This is a genomic window from Pontibacter sp. LHS1 (genome assembly GCF_058932855.1).
In genome coordinates, this window is record NZ_JBZYWF010000005.1 from 61,905 (window position 1) to 77,285 (window position 15,381).

General features: G+C 45.3%; 13 protein-coding genes. 11 read left to right on the forward strand and 2 right to left on the reverse strand.

All coding sequences use genetic code 11. The features are described 5' to 3' along the window. Positions 1-345 precede the first annotated feature (345 nt). From AC5FXQ_RS11525 to AC5FXQ_RS11540, 4 genes are all read left to right on the forward strand, one after another. Positions 346-1,914, forward strand: coding sequence for a hypothetical protein (locus AC5FXQ_RS11525; protein ID WP_493602576.1), 1,569 nt, complete (start codon positions 346-348; stop codon positions 1,912-1,914). Positions 1,915-2,264: 350 nt separating this feature from the next. After that, positions 2,265-2,660: a hypothetical protein gene (locus AC5FXQ_RS11530; RefSeq protein WP_493602577.1), complete on the forward strand. Its 396-nt coding sequence runs from the start codon at positions 2,265-2,267 to the stop codon at positions 2,658-2,660. 184 nt (positions 2,661-2,844) lie between these two features. Beyond that, positions 2,845-3,525, forward strand: coding sequence for a hypothetical protein (locus AC5FXQ_RS11535; protein WP_493602578.1), 681 nt, complete (start codon positions 2,845-2,847; stop codon positions 3,523-3,525). A gap of 63 nt (positions 3,526-3,588) precedes the next feature. Beyond that, entirely contained in the window at positions 3,589-3,927 is a 339-nt protein-coding gene (locus tag AC5FXQ_RS11540; protein ID WP_493602579.1) for a hypothetical protein, read from the forward strand. 10 nt (positions 3,928-3,937) lie between these two features. On the opposite strand, the gene AC5FXQ_RS11545 is transcribed toward AC5FXQ_RS11540, so the two are convergent. Further along, a complete protein-coding gene (locus AC5FXQ_RS11545) occupies positions 3,938-4,297 on the reverse strand; it encodes a hypothetical protein (RefSeq protein ID WP_493602580.1) in 360 nt (119 codons plus the stop codon). A 110-nt stretch (positions 4,298-4,407) separates the two neighbouring features. Here AC5FXQ_RS11545 and AC5FXQ_RS11550 point away from each other — a divergent pair, with 110 nt between their 5' ends. The 3 genes from AC5FXQ_RS11550 (at position 4,408) to AC5FXQ_RS11560 (ending at position 6,555) form a co-directional block, all read left to right on the forward strand. Then, a complete protein-coding gene (locus AC5FXQ_RS11550) occupies positions 4,408-4,665 on the forward strand; it encodes a hypothetical protein (protein WP_493602581.1) in 258 nt (85 codons plus the stop codon). Between the two features lie 226 nt (positions 4,666-4,891). Continuing rightward, positions 4,892-5,284, forward strand: coding sequence for a LexA family protein (locus AC5FXQ_RS11555; protein ID WP_493602582.1), 393 nt, complete (start codon positions 4,892-4,894; stop codon positions 5,282-5,284). Next, positions 5,281-6,555 carry a Y-family DNA polymerase gene (locus AC5FXQ_RS11560; RefSeq protein ID WP_493602583.1) on the forward strand — a complete coding sequence of 425 codons (1,275 nt, stop codon included), beginning with the start codon at positions 5,281-5,283 and terminating at the stop codon, positions 6,553-6,555. The genes AC5FXQ_RS11555 and AC5FXQ_RS11560 overlap by 4 nt, the downstream gene beginning before the upstream one ends. A 6-nt stretch (positions 6,556-6,561) precedes the next feature. Here the strand turns inward: AC5FXQ_RS11560 and AC5FXQ_RS11565 are convergent, their stop codons facing one another. Then, positions 6,562-7,758, reverse strand: a complete 1,197-nt coding sequence (locus AC5FXQ_RS11565) for a tyrosine-type recombinase/integrase (RefSeq protein WP_493602584.1) — start codon at positions 7,756-7,758, stop codon at positions 6,562-6,564. 1,186 nt (positions 7,759-8,944) lie between these two features. Between AC5FXQ_RS11565 and AC5FXQ_RS11570 the strand changes: the two genes are divergently transcribed. The 4 genes from AC5FXQ_RS11570 to AC5FXQ_RS11585 all read left to right on the forward strand — a co-directional run bounded on the left by AC5FXQ_RS11570 (position 8,945) and on the right by AC5FXQ_RS11585 (position 14,818). Continuing rightward, complete coding sequence (locus AC5FXQ_RS11570; RefSeq protein WP_493602585.1) at positions 8,945-11,671, forward strand: D-alanine--D-alanine ligase family protein; 2,727 nt, start codon at positions 8,945-8,947, stop codon at positions 11,669-11,671. Between the two features lie 209 nt (positions 11,672-11,880). Beyond that, positions 11,881-12,657, forward strand: a complete 777-nt coding sequence (locus AC5FXQ_RS11575; RefSeq protein WP_493602586.1) for a PASTA domain-containing protein — start codon at positions 11,881-11,883, stop codon at positions 12,655-12,657. A gap of 50 nt (positions 12,658-12,707) precedes the next feature. Next, positions 12,708-14,519 (forward strand): T9SS type A sorting domain-containing protein, encoded by a 1,812-nt coding sequence (locus AC5FXQ_RS11580; protein ID WP_493602587.1) that lies wholly within the window; start codon positions 12,708-12,710, stop codon positions 14,517-14,519. Next, on the forward strand, positions 14,516-14,818 hold the full coding sequence (locus AC5FXQ_RS11585; RefSeq protein WP_493602588.1) for a rhodanese-like domain-containing protein: 303 nt from the start codon (positions 14,516-14,518) through the stop codon (positions 14,816-14,818). Before AC5FXQ_RS11580 ends, AC5FXQ_RS11585 begins: the two co-directional genes overlap by 4 nt. Positions 14,819-15,381 lie beyond the last annotated feature (563 nt).

The window sequence follows — 15,381 nt, forward strand, 5'->3', positions numbered from 1 at the left end:
CTATCATTTCTGACTTCTACAGCACACCCATCTACTTCAATTTTATACAAGTTAATGATATACTATACTATCATTAATATTAATTGATAGATGATATTTCTATTAACAACATATCAATAAAGTATTAAAAGTGTATGCTCATAAGAGAGCATCTTAACTTCTTTTACCTTTCTAACCTTTTTCTCTAATCTAAAAGATTTAAATCAAAGAAAAATCTAAAATTCCACTAATAGAAATAACTATTTAAGATAAATAAACTATAAATATTTAAACTTTTACTCTTTTTAGAATAAAAGAAATAGGTAATCATTTAAAGTGATTACCATAAAAATCAATAGTTGAATTTTGAATACGAATACTAATGAAATAGAATTCTATATCCCATATAATTTAGATATAAGAGAAATACTGAAAGAAGAGAAAAAGAAAAGCAATTACATCAATTGCCAGATTGACAAATACCACTGGTTCATTAACAGCCTCTACCTAAGAAGCACCATCGACAAAAGATATATCGAAGGTGATTTTATTCCCATGAATCACAAGATGATGGAGAAAATTTTAGGCTGTCGATATACCGAACATATCAAAACAATTCTTGAAAAGCATGGTGTCATAGAAAATGATAATGATTTCACAATTGACGAGAAAAGCATTGGTTACAGACTATCTCCCAAGTATCAGGTCAGGCATGTAAGACAATTATACGACAGCGATTCCACCTTTATCAATAACCTAAGGCAGCAGATTCCACGCAGGATAGCTGCAATGGATGATATCACGAGGTATACCTATCAGCAACTGAATGAAATCGGAATCCATCGTGAAGCTGCTGAACAGTATGTTGAGAACTGGTATAAGCAGAACTATCTCGTTGAGAACCAAAAGCTGGTCAAGAAGCTGAATAAGGACAATAAGAGAAGAAAAAGGGAGGAAGCTAAAGCCAGAAAAAAGGGTCAGGTGGTCAAGTCATTTCAGAAGACTTACTACCAGATGCTGGAAAACATGCGTGACAGCTACCTTTACCAGATACGTGCGATTGATGAAAAATTGTGGTTACCCATTCGTGATGATAAGGGTCGCAGAGTCCACACATATCTGAGCAATATGTGGTCTGACCTGCGCCAGTTCCTGTTTCTGAAGAACAGACCAGATGTTCAGCTTATGTCCTTGGATTGCAGTAATTCGCAACCTTACACGTTGGTGAAGATACTGCTGGAACACTTTAGAGGTAAAGACCTGTACTGTGGGCTGTATGACGATGTGCTGCATTACATTGACCTCGTGACATCTGGTAAGCTGTATTCTTTCATGTGCAATGAGATGGGTATATCAGACCAGGATGTAATTGCGGATTTCAAAGTGGATATGTTTTCACGAGTGTTTTATTGCGAAAACCACTTAGGCTATCATAGTAAGGAAGCAAATGCGTTTAGGAGGTACTTCCCAACGGTCTACGAGATAGTGATGCAGGAGAAGAAGCCCTTATTCAAACAATTAAGTATTAGGATGCAGCAAGTGGAGAGCGAAGCTATCCTGGACATCGCCTTGACCACTCTGAAAAATAAGTATGGTACATCAGTATGGTTCGGCAGCATACATGATTCAATTATATGTGAGAAGGGCTATGAGGATGAAGTACACCAGTTGATGCTGGATGCCTATACCAAGGTCGTGGGTTTTGCACCGCATATTAAATCAGCCGAGAGTGTGAATGAGGTCAAAGTTGCACCAGTAGTTGTTAAAGTAAATGCCGAATTACCTGATACAACGCCATTAGCTGAGCTACAGGAGCGTTTCGAGGCACAGTTCGCATCAGAAGCTTATAAGACTTCGATTGAGCGTAAAAAGCCTGAAATAGACTATAAAGTAACAAAGCAGAAAAAGGCGGTTGCGTATGGAATCGAGTGGTGATGATTCCTAAACAATATGGCGAAATAGTAAAGAAAAGACTACTCATCTGTTGGCTTCTGGTTGTTGCAAGCACATGCTATATCTTACATTGAGAATCATTTTGCATTTCTTTAATAATATAGAATTCACAATAAATTTGAATCTTATCGTGGCAGATAAGGAAATCAGACAATTATAAACCATATAATTGTCTGATTTTTTATGTTTAAAAGAACTTTTTAGCTACTTCTTCTCTGAAGCGTTGTTCTTGGTATTGCATCTTTTAAACAGATTTAATTTCGAATGAACATATAACTATACCAACCCGTTTGATACCATAGATGAACATAATTAACTCACATAAAAACAAAATGAACAAAACGAAACAGCAGATTTTACTGGACAACATTGATGTGTTAGTAAACAACAAAGTAGGCAGCATAACGGCACGTGTAATGAAGGTGGCAACGGAGCAGTATGTCACGGTACATATAGATGATTTCAACCGAGACTATGGATTGTGGGCTTCTGAAGTTGAATTCGGCAGGAAGTACATGTTGTTCAGAAACTTTAACGATAGTTCAACCTTAACATTGGAATGGAAAATAGTTGGACCCCAAAATGAAAAACTAATCGGTGTCTATATGAGCAGCGGTGCTGCAACTGCATCTCTGCCTACATTGAGACCTGATGTCATAAATACTGGATATGATATGCTGAAGAGGTTTTACCATAGGAAGAGGAAAATCAGTATTGCGTTAGCTTAATGAATAGACTAATTGGGGAAGATATGATGAATAGATATAGGTATTATTTCGAATCAAGAGCGATGCTGTCAAGCTAATGATTTCCAATTATTACAATAGCACTTTATATCTAACAATATCTAATTACCTTTATTTAATTAAAAATTCTAAAGACTTAAGTTATCAAGCTTATTAATATAATTGAATGACAGTAGCAAAAAAGAAGCACATAGAACAGCTAATCGAGTATTTGCTAATTAATAATGACAATCTTTTTAAAGATGTAAAAATAGCTGCTCCAGTTTTTAATTATTCTACCAATGAAATTGAGGTGACTGTTACAGAAAAGGTTTGGAGAAGTAACAGCATAAAAAAAGTAAAAATAGAAACCAGTATAACAGACGTTTGGAATAAAGCCATCAGGGTGATGGGAAAAACATACTACTTAGAGTATGACTACTTCAAAAAAGCAGCTAATTGTGACAAAATGCTGTTCACTGATGAACTCATATTTGATGCAGTTGTAAGACCCTCAATTTCACAAGACTACGATGAAACTGGAAATGTACGCTACTATGATAATGTAACATGTGTGATATCCTTTAATGAGCTTATATATCAGTCTATAGAATGCACTTATGATTACGTTAGAAATAATGGTAACATTGAACATAAACCTACTGATGTTATACACACTTTCTGGTCAGAAAAATTTCGAATCATAATCATTATGAGGTCTGATGCACATTCAGATGGCAGTAGCGTGGATAATGCATATGTTAAATTTGAATCTGAACTTGAGTATTCCGAGCTAAAAGCTAAAGCAAGAGGTGGTAGATTAAGAGATATGTTAGGACAGGCTAAAAGCGCATTTACTATTAAATAAAATAGTTAAACTCACCAACGAACAACGTGCCTGAGGTTGTTAACTCACTTTAGTCGAAGTTGAATGGGAAACATCACACAAGCTGTCTGTGAATGTGGTCTAAAATCCGACACCATCTACCAAGGTATCGGATTCAGATTTTTTGAATCTGGCTCCAGGATAGAACCAGCGTACTGCGATGCCTGTGATATAGTGGTCGGCAGAGACATGAGCAAAAGCTTCTCTAAGTGTCCACAATGCAGAAAGAAGGTGAAGTTCTACAAAGAGGGTGTAGAAGAAAGTGATGTTGATAAGATTCCAGGTTTAGCTACTGACGATTACCTGAATGAAAAGGAGTTCTGGCATTGCCCAAGATGCAAACAGGAAACTCTGCGTTTTGAGAGTATGGGTCTGTGGGATTAGGTTTATGAGGCTACTTGTTGATTTTAACACCTGCCGCATACACGACCTTGTTTAACAACAACAGAAACTCATCGAAGTCTTCTGGATAAGCATTAGAGCCATAGGAATTGATGTTAATAGCATCACTTTTGACCTTCAGTTCCCACTGCGTGCCATCCAGGATATCGCTGTCGTACCTTTTATTCCATTCACAGCGTGTTAGAAACTCAACCAGCCTATCCCAATCCTCGTTCTTGTTTATGGAAACTGATTTATCATGCTCTGGTATAGGAATGCCGATATAATCGGAAATGAAAAGGTTATCATTCTTCAATATGATGCGATAGCTGTGGTCACGCCCGTAGCCACCAAGGTAGAGGTCAAATTTCATTCAGATATCAGTAGTTAGAATTAAAGTAATATAGCTTACCTTCTGTTATTAGAAAAGGTATAACTTCATGTATCTTTAAATCCTATGTATAAAAATCAGTTAGTTTAAGAATGGAAAACGAAGCATCATTCAATAACATTGATATCAGGGAATATATTGAAATCATAGTCGGTAAGTATGACTGGCAGGTATATTCACTATATAAAGAAACGTTGAATAAAATAGGTTGGGAGATAGAAGTCTCGGTTTGTAAAGATAAAGGATTGCCAGTAGGTGATATCATAGAAGAGAGACAGTTTTACTATGAAACAGAAGCCGAAATGAATGAAGACTTTAGACTTCTTGATTCAATCGCTGTATTTGATTAGTTATTCACCTTGCTCTACTTCAATACACGTCTATATCGCTGCTTACATCTACACATACTGCTGTGAATAAATAAAACTAATATATTTAGCTTTTATAATTCTTGTTTACGTATTTGCTAACTGTTTTAGTATTTAAGACTAAGAGTTAGACGATATGTGCAGCGCAAAGATTATCCCCATAGACTCACATCTATTAGAGTCACTTGATTTTGATTATTTCGGAAGCATGGAACTTCCTCTCTATGCTTCTTTTGTATCAGCAGGATTTCCAAGCCCAAGTGACGATTACCTGGAAGATAAAATCGACTTGGGTAAGTATCTCATCCAGAACCCCACATCTACTTTCATGATGCGAGTGAAAGGCTCTTCCATGGTCGATGCAAACATACACGATGGTGACATACTGGTAATTGACAAATCTCTAAAAGCTTCGGATGGTATGCCTGTGGTGTGTTTTCTGGATGGTGAGTTCACAGTCAAGACATTCAGGAAGGAGGGTAACAGAGCCTATCTGATGCCAGCCAATCCTGCCTACAAGCCCATAGAAGTTACTGAAGAGATGGATATGAGGGTATGGGGTGTGGTAGTCTGGATTCTCCATAAACCAGTAAGGCAATGACCTCGCTATTCGCTTTATGTGACTGCAACAACTTCTACGCATCGTGTGAGCGAGTATTCGACCCCTCTTTGAACGGGAAACCAGTTGTGGTGCTGAGCAACAACGATGGGTGTGTTATAGCCCGTAGCAACGAGGCTAAAGCGTTAGGTATACCCATGGGTGAGCCATATTTTAAAATCAGGAATCTGGTAGAGAATGGGCATCTGCGTTCGTTTTCCTCCAATTATGTACTTTATGGCGATATGTCGGATAGGGTAATGCAGACCCTATCTACTTTTACACCAAACGTGGAAGTATACTCGATTGACGAGTGCTTCCTTGACCTCGGTGACTTCTATGACATTGACCTTTTCTCCTATGCTTGGGAGATTAAGCGAACGGTGCAGCAGTGGACAGGCATACCCGTAAGCCTTGGAGTTGCGCCCACCAAGGCATTGTCTAAGGTGGCTAACAGGCTCGCCAAGAAGTCCAGCAAAGCAAACGGGGTGCTGGTATTGACAGACCCGTACCACATCCAGAAGGCGTTGGAGGCTACCAAAATCGAGGACGTGTGGGGCATTGGTGGTCGGTACGCCAAGTTCCTGAAGAAGCGCAGCATCAACACCGCACTGGACTTCACCAAGCTGTCGGAGAATTGGGTAAAACAGCACATGACCATCGTGGGTGTTCGGTTGCTGAAAGAACTGCGTGGTGAGTCTTGCCTGGAACTGGACGAGGTTGCTCCACCGAAGAAGAATATCTGCACATCCAGAAGCTTCGGTAAGAAAGTGAACACATTCGATGAACTGCGGGAGGCTACGGCTTCCTACGCAGCCAAATGCGCCAAGAAGCTGCGCCAGCAGAAGAGTTGCGCCAACCTTATTACCGTGTTTGTGACTACAAATCGCTATTCTGAAAACGACAAACAGTATTACAACAGCAAAACCATCTGCGTGCCTGTTGCCACTAACTCAGATATCGAGTTAATCCACTATGCCAATATCGCTTTGAAAGAAATCTATCGGGATGGCTACTGGTATAAAAAGTCAGGTGTGATTGTGTCCGATATTGTACCTGATAGCCAAATACAGCTTGACCTGCTGGATACTGTGGATAGGGATAAGCATGCACGGCTCATGGAGGTGGTAGATGTTCTAACGGACAGGTTCGGCAGAAGCAAGGTCAGAGTAGCTACCCAAGGTATAGATAATTCATGGCAACTGAAGAGCGAATTCAAGTCTCCATGCTACACGACTCGAATTGATGAAATACAGAAGGTTTATGTAAGGTAAGTCTCGCTAAAACTGAAACACTTTGCTTAATTGTGGTAAGTTGTTCATGTGTTTGTCTAAATAATGCTTTAATACAGTATTTATTTCTGTATGACCTGTAAAGCCCATAATGATAGGAATCGGCACACCTTCCTGCACACAAAGATTGATGAAAGTCTTTCTACCTACGCTATGTGATGAAAGGGCATTGAATTTCTCTTTTAGTTCACCTCTATAATTTACCAATTCTTTCAATGATGGTGTAGGCAACTCAGCTAAGAAATTATGTATGTATTCTGATAATCTGGATTCACAGTAGATAGGTATTTTGTAATTATTTCTTTCAAGAATTTCAGCAACTGGTTTTGATATAGGCACTTTGCATTGAATTGTTTTTTTTTCTGTTTTGCCTGGTCGAAAGACTAAACAGCCATCGACTATTGATTCTTTTGAAATTACTTCAGCATCAGCTTTTCTCATTCCCGTGTGGCTAAGAAAAACTATTATGTCTTTTGTTCTCTGTTCTGTTGCGTTTTTGGGTACGTAGTCCAGGATATCATTTAACTCATTGCGTTCCAAACAAAGCATGTCTGACTTAATGCTGTTTAGCTTCTCCCAATCTTCAATACCAGCATTATGCTTTATCTTTCGTTTATTCAAATACTTTACAAACGCCTTAAAAACATCTATCCTTAGATTAACAGTATTGGGTGAGTTGCCTTTTAAAAGACAATGGTCTATGAATTTTTCAATAAAATCATAGTTGAAATTTTGCAACGTTAGCTTATACTTCAAAGCCTTATCTGCTTCTTTCAAAGCTAATGCTACATATTGATAATATTCGATTGTGCTTTCAGTTACCCTTTTCTTTTTCGCTCCTATGTAATCCTGAAAAAGCTGGTGTATATCCGAAGAATCTTCTTGCCTGTTTAAATGTGATTCTATGTGCTGTACAGGTGGTAGCTGGTGATGCTCGTATTGATAATCAGAAATTAACTTTGATATCTTATTGTACAAGCTGTCTACAATAGGTTCATCATAGCTATCTAATGCACCTCTTTTCGGTTTAGAATTCTTTTTATCCCATTTATCCTTATCGAGCCTTACGCCAGTAGAGAACCTTCTTACCAGACCAGCATTAGAATAGTAAATACAAATCGTGCCTTTTTTAGTTTTTGCTGATATGTTATGTAGTATGCGTTTGAGATTTTTGCTTCTGTCCATAGAATAGACAATCAGATGAGTTAGTCAAAATTCAGTCAAAAATATGAGCCAAATATGTGTAATATGTTTGTTTTTACATGCCCTGAAAAGCCTTTAAAACAATTATAAGGCAAATATTTGTCTTATGTTAACTTATACGCGTCTACAGTTCTCATGATTTGTCTTTTTCGTTAGTCTTACTCGTTTTTCGTTTTTACGGAGTTTTTGTTTCCGGTAGTCAGAAATGATAAGACAAATATAGGGGAAAGGATATTTTTCTGAATCAGGATTTTCAGGATTTAAAGATTAACAGGATTCTTATGCACGATTAACCCACCCCTGCCCCTCCGAGGAGGGGAATTATGATATTGCCGCTGCGCAGGTATAAGACTCGTGGGGCGTCTTGTGCATGATTGTCATCCATTGCCCCCTTTTTTTGAGGACTCCTACCCCTAAGGGGGACTTCGGCTGTTCCAGTTTGGCAGGTAAAGATGCTTAGCTGAAGTCTGTTAATCATCCACGTAATTTAACCCACCCTCGCCCCTCCCTTTAAAGAGGCCCCTACCCCCAGAGGGGAATTAGTCACTGTAGTTCGAAGGTATAAGCTTCGTAGTTTCAGTCTAAAGACCACACATACCGCTGGCACGCAATGAAAAACTAACTCGCACTGAACTATAAAACATGTAGCAGTGCCATGTGCGCTTTTCGGCGCTCCACTGTTTGAGCGTTCAGCGAGTTTGGAGTGTCTTGATTTTTTTGCTTACTTTTTTCATCAAGGAAAAAAGTGAGTGCCCGCCGCACAGGCGAAGCTATAGAACAAGTCATGTTGCTATACATAAGCCTAGCTACGCCAGTTGCAAACTGGCTTCATGTGTAACCACAAGTTGCGCTGACGCTAAACTTGCGGTATAACTATTGATTCCCTATACATGGGCCAGGTGTTCCTTGGAGGTCCCACCATAGCAAGCACAAGGGAGGACATACCGAATCGAGTCCGGGATCTTTGACTCGCGCCATAGGCTTATAAAGAGAGCTCCGCCGGCAAGGCGAACAACCCCATCCCCTGGTTAAACATTGAATTTTTCCCAAACCACATCGTTATCATGATAAGGAACATCATAAATCCCGATTTCGCTATGTATTTCCAAATGCATCCTGTATCTTTTGCTCCTTAAAATACTGAGTGTATTTGTTACCTTTGCATACCATGAGAGTAGGAATAATATTTGGCGGACCGTCCCGTGAGCGTGAGATCTCTTTCGCAGGCGGCCGTACCGTGTACGACAATTTAGACAAAGCCCTTTTTGAAGCCGTTCCGGTGTTTGCCGACAGCCTCGGCAATTTCATTTTGCTGGACTGGCAGTACATCTATAAAGGCACCATCCGCGACTTCTACCCGCCGGTGGAGGCCCTGCCGGAGAGTGAGCACGGACTGCAGATCTATATGGAGTCATTGGGCGAACTGAGCATCGAGGAGCAGGACCGTATCATCGCGAAAGCCGGTAAGCGCCTGTTGCCGCACGAGTTCCGCAATCACTTCGACTTTGCTTTCCTGGCCCTGCACGGACCTTATGGAGAGGATGGCAGCATTCAAGGCTTGCTGGAATGGTACCACATTCCGTACTCCGGGTCTGGTATTTTGCCATCAGCCATCGGTATAGACAAAGCCGCACAGAAGGAATTGCTCAAGCAGCATGGTTTCCCGACGCCGGACTACCGTAAGGTGCAGTACACTGAGTGGAAGGATGTTAACAACCGCCAGCAGCTGTTCGAGTCGCTGGTAGCTGACTTGGGTCTGCCGCTGGTGCTCAAGGCGCCGCATCAGGGTTCGTCCATTGGCGTTTCCATCGTGAAGGAGCATAACTACGAGCTCTTTGAGCAGGGCATGGACCGCAGTTTCTTTACCAAGAACATTTATAAGGCGCAATGGCAGGCGCTGGGTGAGGAAAAGCAGTTGGGCAGCATGAAGCAACTCGTGGACATCCGCGAGGGCATCGGCATGCCGGTGGTGCTCGAAGATGGCACTATTCTGTACCACCCGGAAGAGCTGTTGAACCATATCAATCATACTTTTGCCACTACAGATACCGAGACCATCGTGCTGACCAGTGTCGAGCATGAGCAGCAGGTGCTGGTGGAGGCTTTCATCAACGGACGTGAATTCTCCTGCATTGTGGTGCAGGACGAGACTGGTGCGCCGATCGCTTTGCCACCGACCGAGATCGTGAAGGGCAGCGAGGTATTCGACTACCGTTCGAAGTACCTGCCAGGTCTGGCGCGCAAGATCACGCCGATCAATTTGCCAAGCGAGCAGATTCAGGAAATACGCAAGGCCTGCAGCAAGCTGTTTGTGGACCTGGGCTTTAACGTGTATGCCCGTTTGGATGGTTTCATCACTGAGGAAGGCAACATCTTCCTGAACGACCCGAACACGACGTCGGGTATGCTGCCGTCGTCGTTCTTCTTCCACCAGGCAGCTGAGATCGGCTTGAATCCTTCGCAGTTCCTGACCTACATCATCCGTACCTCCGTGGCCGAGCGCCTCAAGTCTGGTAAGGACACCGTGACGCTGACGAGACTGTTGCAGAAACTTGATAATGCCATCCGCGAAGAGAACGCCCACCGCCATGACAAGATCCGGGTAGGGGTGATCATGGGTGGTTATTCATCTGAAAGACATATTTCGGTGGAGAGCGGTCGTAACATTTACGAGAAGCTTTCTTCCTCTACTAAATACGAACCGCTGCCGATCTTCCTGACAGGTAGTAACGAGGAGCACCGTCTGTACAGCATTCCGATCAACATCATGCTGAAAGACAATGCCGACGATATCAAAGAAAAGGTATTGTACTTTGAGCAGGGCGGCAAACCGCACCCGGTGCTGCAGGAGATCATCAGCGAGGCCGAAAGCATCACCCGCAAGTATACCGGCAAGAGCCTGGAGGAGCCGCAGCGCATCACTTACAGCCAGTTGCAGAACATGGTCGATGCGGTGTTCATCGCGCTGCACGGTCGTCCAGGTGAGGACGGTGCTCTGCAGCAGGAGCTCGAGAAACTGGCTATACCTTACAACGGTTCCGGCATCAGCTCTTCGCAGATCACCATCAACAAGTACGAAACGAACGAGATCCTTGCCAAGCACGGCGTGCCGGTAGCGCATCACCGCATGGCCTGGAAAGAGGATTGGTTGAAGGACAAAGAGGCCTTCTACCAGAGCCTCGAAACCGAGTTCCGTTATCCGTTCATCGCCAAGCCAGCTGATGATGGCTGTAGCTCGGCTGTGAAAAAGATCAAGAACCGCGCAGAACTAGACGCTTTCACGACCCTGATCTTCCGGGAGATGGAGGAACTGGATACAGAATGTGCCAGAACACTGTCGCTGGGCTTCAAGGAGGAATTCCCGAACAAGCAGGGCTTCCTGGTGGAGACGCTCATCAGCAAAAACGGCGCGAAGCATTTTCTGGAAATTACCGGTGGCTTGCTGACCACTTATGCACCAGACGGTACGGTAGCGTACGAGGTGTTCGAAGCCTCCGAAGCACTGGCTGAAGGTGAGGTACTGTCGCTGGAAGAGAAGTTTCTGGCAGGAGAGGGGCAGAACATCACCCCGGCCCGTTATGCACAGGACCCGGAGCGCCGTCAGAAAATCTCGGACCAGGTGAAGGAAGACCTGAAGCGGGTGGCCCAGATACTGAACATCGAAGGCTATGCCCGTATCGACGCCTTTGTGCGCGTGCTGGAGAACGATGAAGTAGAGACGATCATCATCGAGGTGAACTCCCTGCCAGGCATGACGCCGGCGACCTGCATCTTCCACCAGACCGCCATCAACGGCTATAAGCCTTACGAGTTCATCGACCGCATCCTTACCTTCGGTGTGGAAAGAAACGAGCGGGCAAAAGACCTGCAAGGGTATAAGTCGAGGAATGTGTAAGTTTGAATTGTTGATTGCTGATCGCTAATTGTTGGGTGCACGATTGGTGCATGATTAACCCACCCCTGCCCCTCCAAGGAGGGGAATTAACTATTGTGAAAAATCCCCACTTGGGAGGGGCAGGTAATCGTTCAAGGACAAAAATTCAACAATCAACTATTAACAATTAACATAAGCCCCACAGGGGCAAACAATCAACAATAAATTAAATGTTAAAGACGAATTCATTTGTGGGGGTGCTGGTGCATCTGGCTTTGATGGGAGTGATAGTGGCCGCGTTGATCTTCGGATTCTTCTACCTATACCTGCCATCGGCTACCAACCATGGCGAGACTATCTCGGTGCCGAAAATCACAGGTATGCAACTGCCGGATGCCGAAGAGTTTCTGGAAGAACAGAACCTGCGCTATTTCGTAAACGACTCCAGCTATCATCCGGAGTACAAGCCTTTCGAGATCCTGACGCAGGATCCTGCACCGGGCTCAAAAGTGAAGGAGAACCGCAAGATCTACATCAGCATCAACATGAAAAACCCGCCGATGATCAAGATGCCAAAGCTGATCGACGGTTCGGTGAAAAATGCGGAGCTTATCCTGAAGAGCTACAACCTGCGTCGCGGCAAGATTACCAATGTGCCTGACCTGCAGCATGGCGCTGTGCTGAAGCAGTTCGTGAACGGCAAGGAAGTGCAGCCAGGCGACCTGGTGCCAAAAGGCGCTGTGGTAGACCTGCACGTAGGCGACGGACTGGGTAATACTGAATTTGAAGTGCCGGACGTTGTAGGTATGCCACTCGACGAAGCTTCGGTACTGCTCGTTGGCCAGAAGCTACAGCTGGGCAATATCATTTATGTGGCAGGCAGCGGCAAGCCGGATGGCACCGTCATCCGTCAGCGTCCGATCGCTGATGTGAAGGCCATGATCCGTACAGGCGAGCTGGTGGACCTTTGGGTAGCCGGCGAAGAGCCAGTACAAGGTATAGACTAACAGATGCGCCCGCTACTCACTGTGGCGGGCGCATTTTATATAACTTAGGTATGGGTATAAGACAGTCTCTGTTTACGCTAGTACTGCTCTGCTGCGGCTCGTTTGCCTCGGCTCAGGGCGTGCTGACGCCCTTGCAGCAGGATCCGCAGCGTATACCTGCCAGCAGCCCCTACCAACTCCGGACAGAGAGTAATCACCTGTCTCTTCCGTTCTTCGACGATTTTTCCGGTGTTACCACTACGCCTGATCCTGCCTATTGGATCAACGGCGGGGTTTACGTGAATAACCGCTTTGCCCTGCGACCGCTTACCCGCAACGTGGCCACCTTCGACGGCCTTGATGCGCAGGGCAATCCCTATGGCAGCAACATCGGCGGACCAACCGATACCCTGACTTCACAGCCCATCCGCTTGGCCGGACTTACGCCAGCCGACTCGGTATACCTGAGCTTTTACTGGCAGTCAGGCGGGCAGGGGAGTGCGCCGGAGCGAAACAATAACAACCCGCGTCTGCTGCGGCTGGAGTTTAAAGAAAGCAATGGCACCTGGACACAGGTATGGCAACAGTCTGCCCCTGGCCAGGTAACAGCGTTTGCCCAGGCCTGGGTAGCCATACGGGAGCAGCGCTTTATGCACGACGAGTTTCAGTTCCGCTTCCGAACAGAGGGCACCCGCAATGCCATGCGCGATGTCTGGAACCTCGACTACGTGGAGTTGGACCGCAATCGCCGCCGTGGCCAGAACACGACCCGCGACATCGGCATCAGCGAAAGCGTGTCGCGACTAATGGACTACAGCGCAGTGCCTGCCCGTCAGTTTCTGGCTAACCCCGAGCTATACCTGCGTGACGAGATTTCCGCAAGTCTGAATAACCTGGGCGACCTGCCGGGAGCGATCGCCTGGCGTGCCTTTATACAGCAGGTCGGTACCACGCCAACCGACACCTTTCTGCGCGAAGAAGCCCTTATACCTGGCCAGGCCCGGCAGCGTCAGATCACGGCCACACCACGCATCAGCAACCTTAACCTTAATCCCGAGGGCTTTGTGCTGCAGCACGGTTTCTGGCTCGACACCAAAGAGCAGAACGCCCGCCAGCGCGCCAACGACAGCACCCTGCAGCGCACGACCTTCAGCGATTACTTTGCCCTCGACGATGGCACAGCAGAGGCCGGTTACAGCAGTCTCTATACCTATGGCAACACCCAGGTGGCGCAGCGTTTTGAGGTGGCGACGGCAGACCAGGTGCGGGCTTTCCGGGTGCATTTTCCGCAGGTAGGCGTGCGGCATAACAACGTCGCCATCGTCTTCCGCATTTGGGCCGACGACAACGGACGGCCGGGCCGTACCCTGCACGAACAGTCTTTTCCGGTGCAGCAGAACGAGGGACTCAACACCTTTTATGAAATAGAACTGAACCAGCCGGTTCCGGTGGAGAGCACCTTTTATGTTGGCTTCAGCCAGCCCGCTACCTTATACCTGAACATCGGTTTTGACCGCAATGCCGGTGCCACAGGCCGCTTGTTTTACAATACCGTGGTGGGTGGGTGGCAGCAGGACAGCGTGAATGCAGGCGCTGTGATGCTGCGTCCCGTGATGGCTGGGCAGGCACTTGGTCTGGAGGAAGAAGCACGTGAAGCTGGCCTGAAGGTATACCCAAATCCCAACAACGGCATTTTACATTTCTCCGGATCTTACCGCTCTTTTTCACTGTATGACGTAACCGGAAGGGAGATTTTGCGTCATAAAGCAACGGCATGGCAGGAACCAGTGCGCCTCCCTAAGCTTTCGCCGGGCTTATACACTATCCGAATTGAAACCGACCATCATAAATTTACTACCAAACGCATCCTAATAGACTTATGATTACAACAGACATCACGGCCGAGGAACTCAAGGAACGACTGGCCAAGGGTGAAACGCCCGTTATTATCGATGTTCGCGAAGACTGGGAGCACCAGGAGTCCAGGATTGAAGGCGCTCAGAACATCCCGCTCGGAGCATTGCCGCAACGCCTCGATGACTTAGAAGATTATAAAGACCTGGAGGTGATCGTGCACTGCAAATCCGGTATGCGTTCGGCTTCTGCCAAAGCTTTCCTGCAGCAGCAGGGGTTCAAGCAGGTGAGGAACCTGCTTGGCGGGATTACTGGTTATCAGGGGTAATTTGATTTTTGAATATGGCGCGGGTCGGAGATTTCGGATTTGATTCGGACTCTTTACACTTGTGTCTGCTATAGAGGGACCTATATGGCCCCTTTTTCTATTAGGTGATTTTGCAGAAATAGCGGCTGCTGTAGGTATAGCAACGTGAATTGTTTTATAGCTTCGCCTGTGCGGCGGGCACCTTCTTTTTGTCTTGACACAAAAAGAAGGCAAAAAAGTCAAGACGCTCCAAACTCGCTGAACGCTCAAACAGTGGAGCGTCGAAGGGTGCACCTAGCTAATGTGATTCGTTCTATAGTTAGTGTGCAAGTTAGCCTTGCTATACCTGCCAGTGGTCCGCGCTGCAACAGGGCCAACCCCGCTTATACCTGTGAAATGGCAACAACAGATTCCCCTCCTTGGATAAGGAGGGGCAGGGGTGGTTTGACCCGGTATAGCGAAAGGACTGCTGTAACTACTGCATTTATACTTTTAGAGAGACAGCAGCAGAAAATCCCCTATCGAGAGGGGCAGGGGGATGTTTATTATCTGCGAATATCCTATTAATTCTGGGGTAGGGGCCC

Excerpts from the sequence above, each read along its gene's own strand:
- AC5FXQ_RS11580 (WP_493602587.1), top strand. The coding sequence starts at position 12,708 with ATGGGTATAAGACAGTCTCTGTTTACGCTAGTACTGCTCTGCTGCGGC.
- AC5FXQ_RS11560 (WP_493602583.1), top strand. The coding sequence starts at position 5,281 with ATGACCTCGCTATTCGCTTTATGTGACTGCAACAACTTCTACGCATCG.
- AC5FXQ_RS11535 (WP_493602578.1), top strand. The coding sequence starts at position 2,845 with ATGACAGTAGCAAAAAAGAAGCACATAGAACAGCTAATCGAGTATTTG.
- AC5FXQ_RS11530 (WP_493602577.1), top strand. The coding sequence starts at position 2,265 with ATGAACAAAACGAAACAGCAGATTTTACTGGACAACATTGATGTGTTA.
- AC5FXQ_RS11555 (WP_493602582.1), top strand. The coding sequence starts at position 4,892 with ATGGAACTTCCTCTCTATGCTTCTTTTGTATCAGCAGGATTTCCAAGC.
- AC5FXQ_RS11575 (WP_493602586.1), top strand. The coding sequence starts at position 11,881 with ATGTTAAAGACGAATTCATTTGTGGGGGTGCTGGTGCATCTGGCTTTG.
- AC5FXQ_RS11550 (WP_493602581.1), top strand. The coding sequence starts at position 4,408 with ATGGAAAACGAAGCATCATTCAATAACATTGATATCAGGGAATATATT.
- AC5FXQ_RS11585 (WP_493602588.1), top strand. The coding sequence starts at position 14,516 with ATGATTACAACAGACATCACGGCCGAGGAACTCAAGGAACGACTGGCC.
- AC5FXQ_RS11545 (WP_493602580.1), bottom strand. The coding sequence starts at position 4,297 with ATGAAATTTGACCTCTACCTTGGTGGCTACGGGCGTGACCACAGCTAT.
- AC5FXQ_RS11540 (WP_493602579.1), top strand. The coding sequence starts at position 3,589 with ATGGGAAACATCACACAAGCTGTCTGTGAATGTGGTCTAAAATCCGAC.
- AC5FXQ_RS11565 (WP_493602584.1), bottom strand. The coding sequence starts at position 7,758 with ATGGACAGAAGCAAAAATCTCAAACGCATACTACATAACATATCAGCA.
- AC5FXQ_RS11570 (WP_493602585.1), top strand. The coding sequence starts at position 8,945 with ATGAGAGTAGGAATAATATTTGGCGGACCGTCCCGTGAGCGTGAGATC.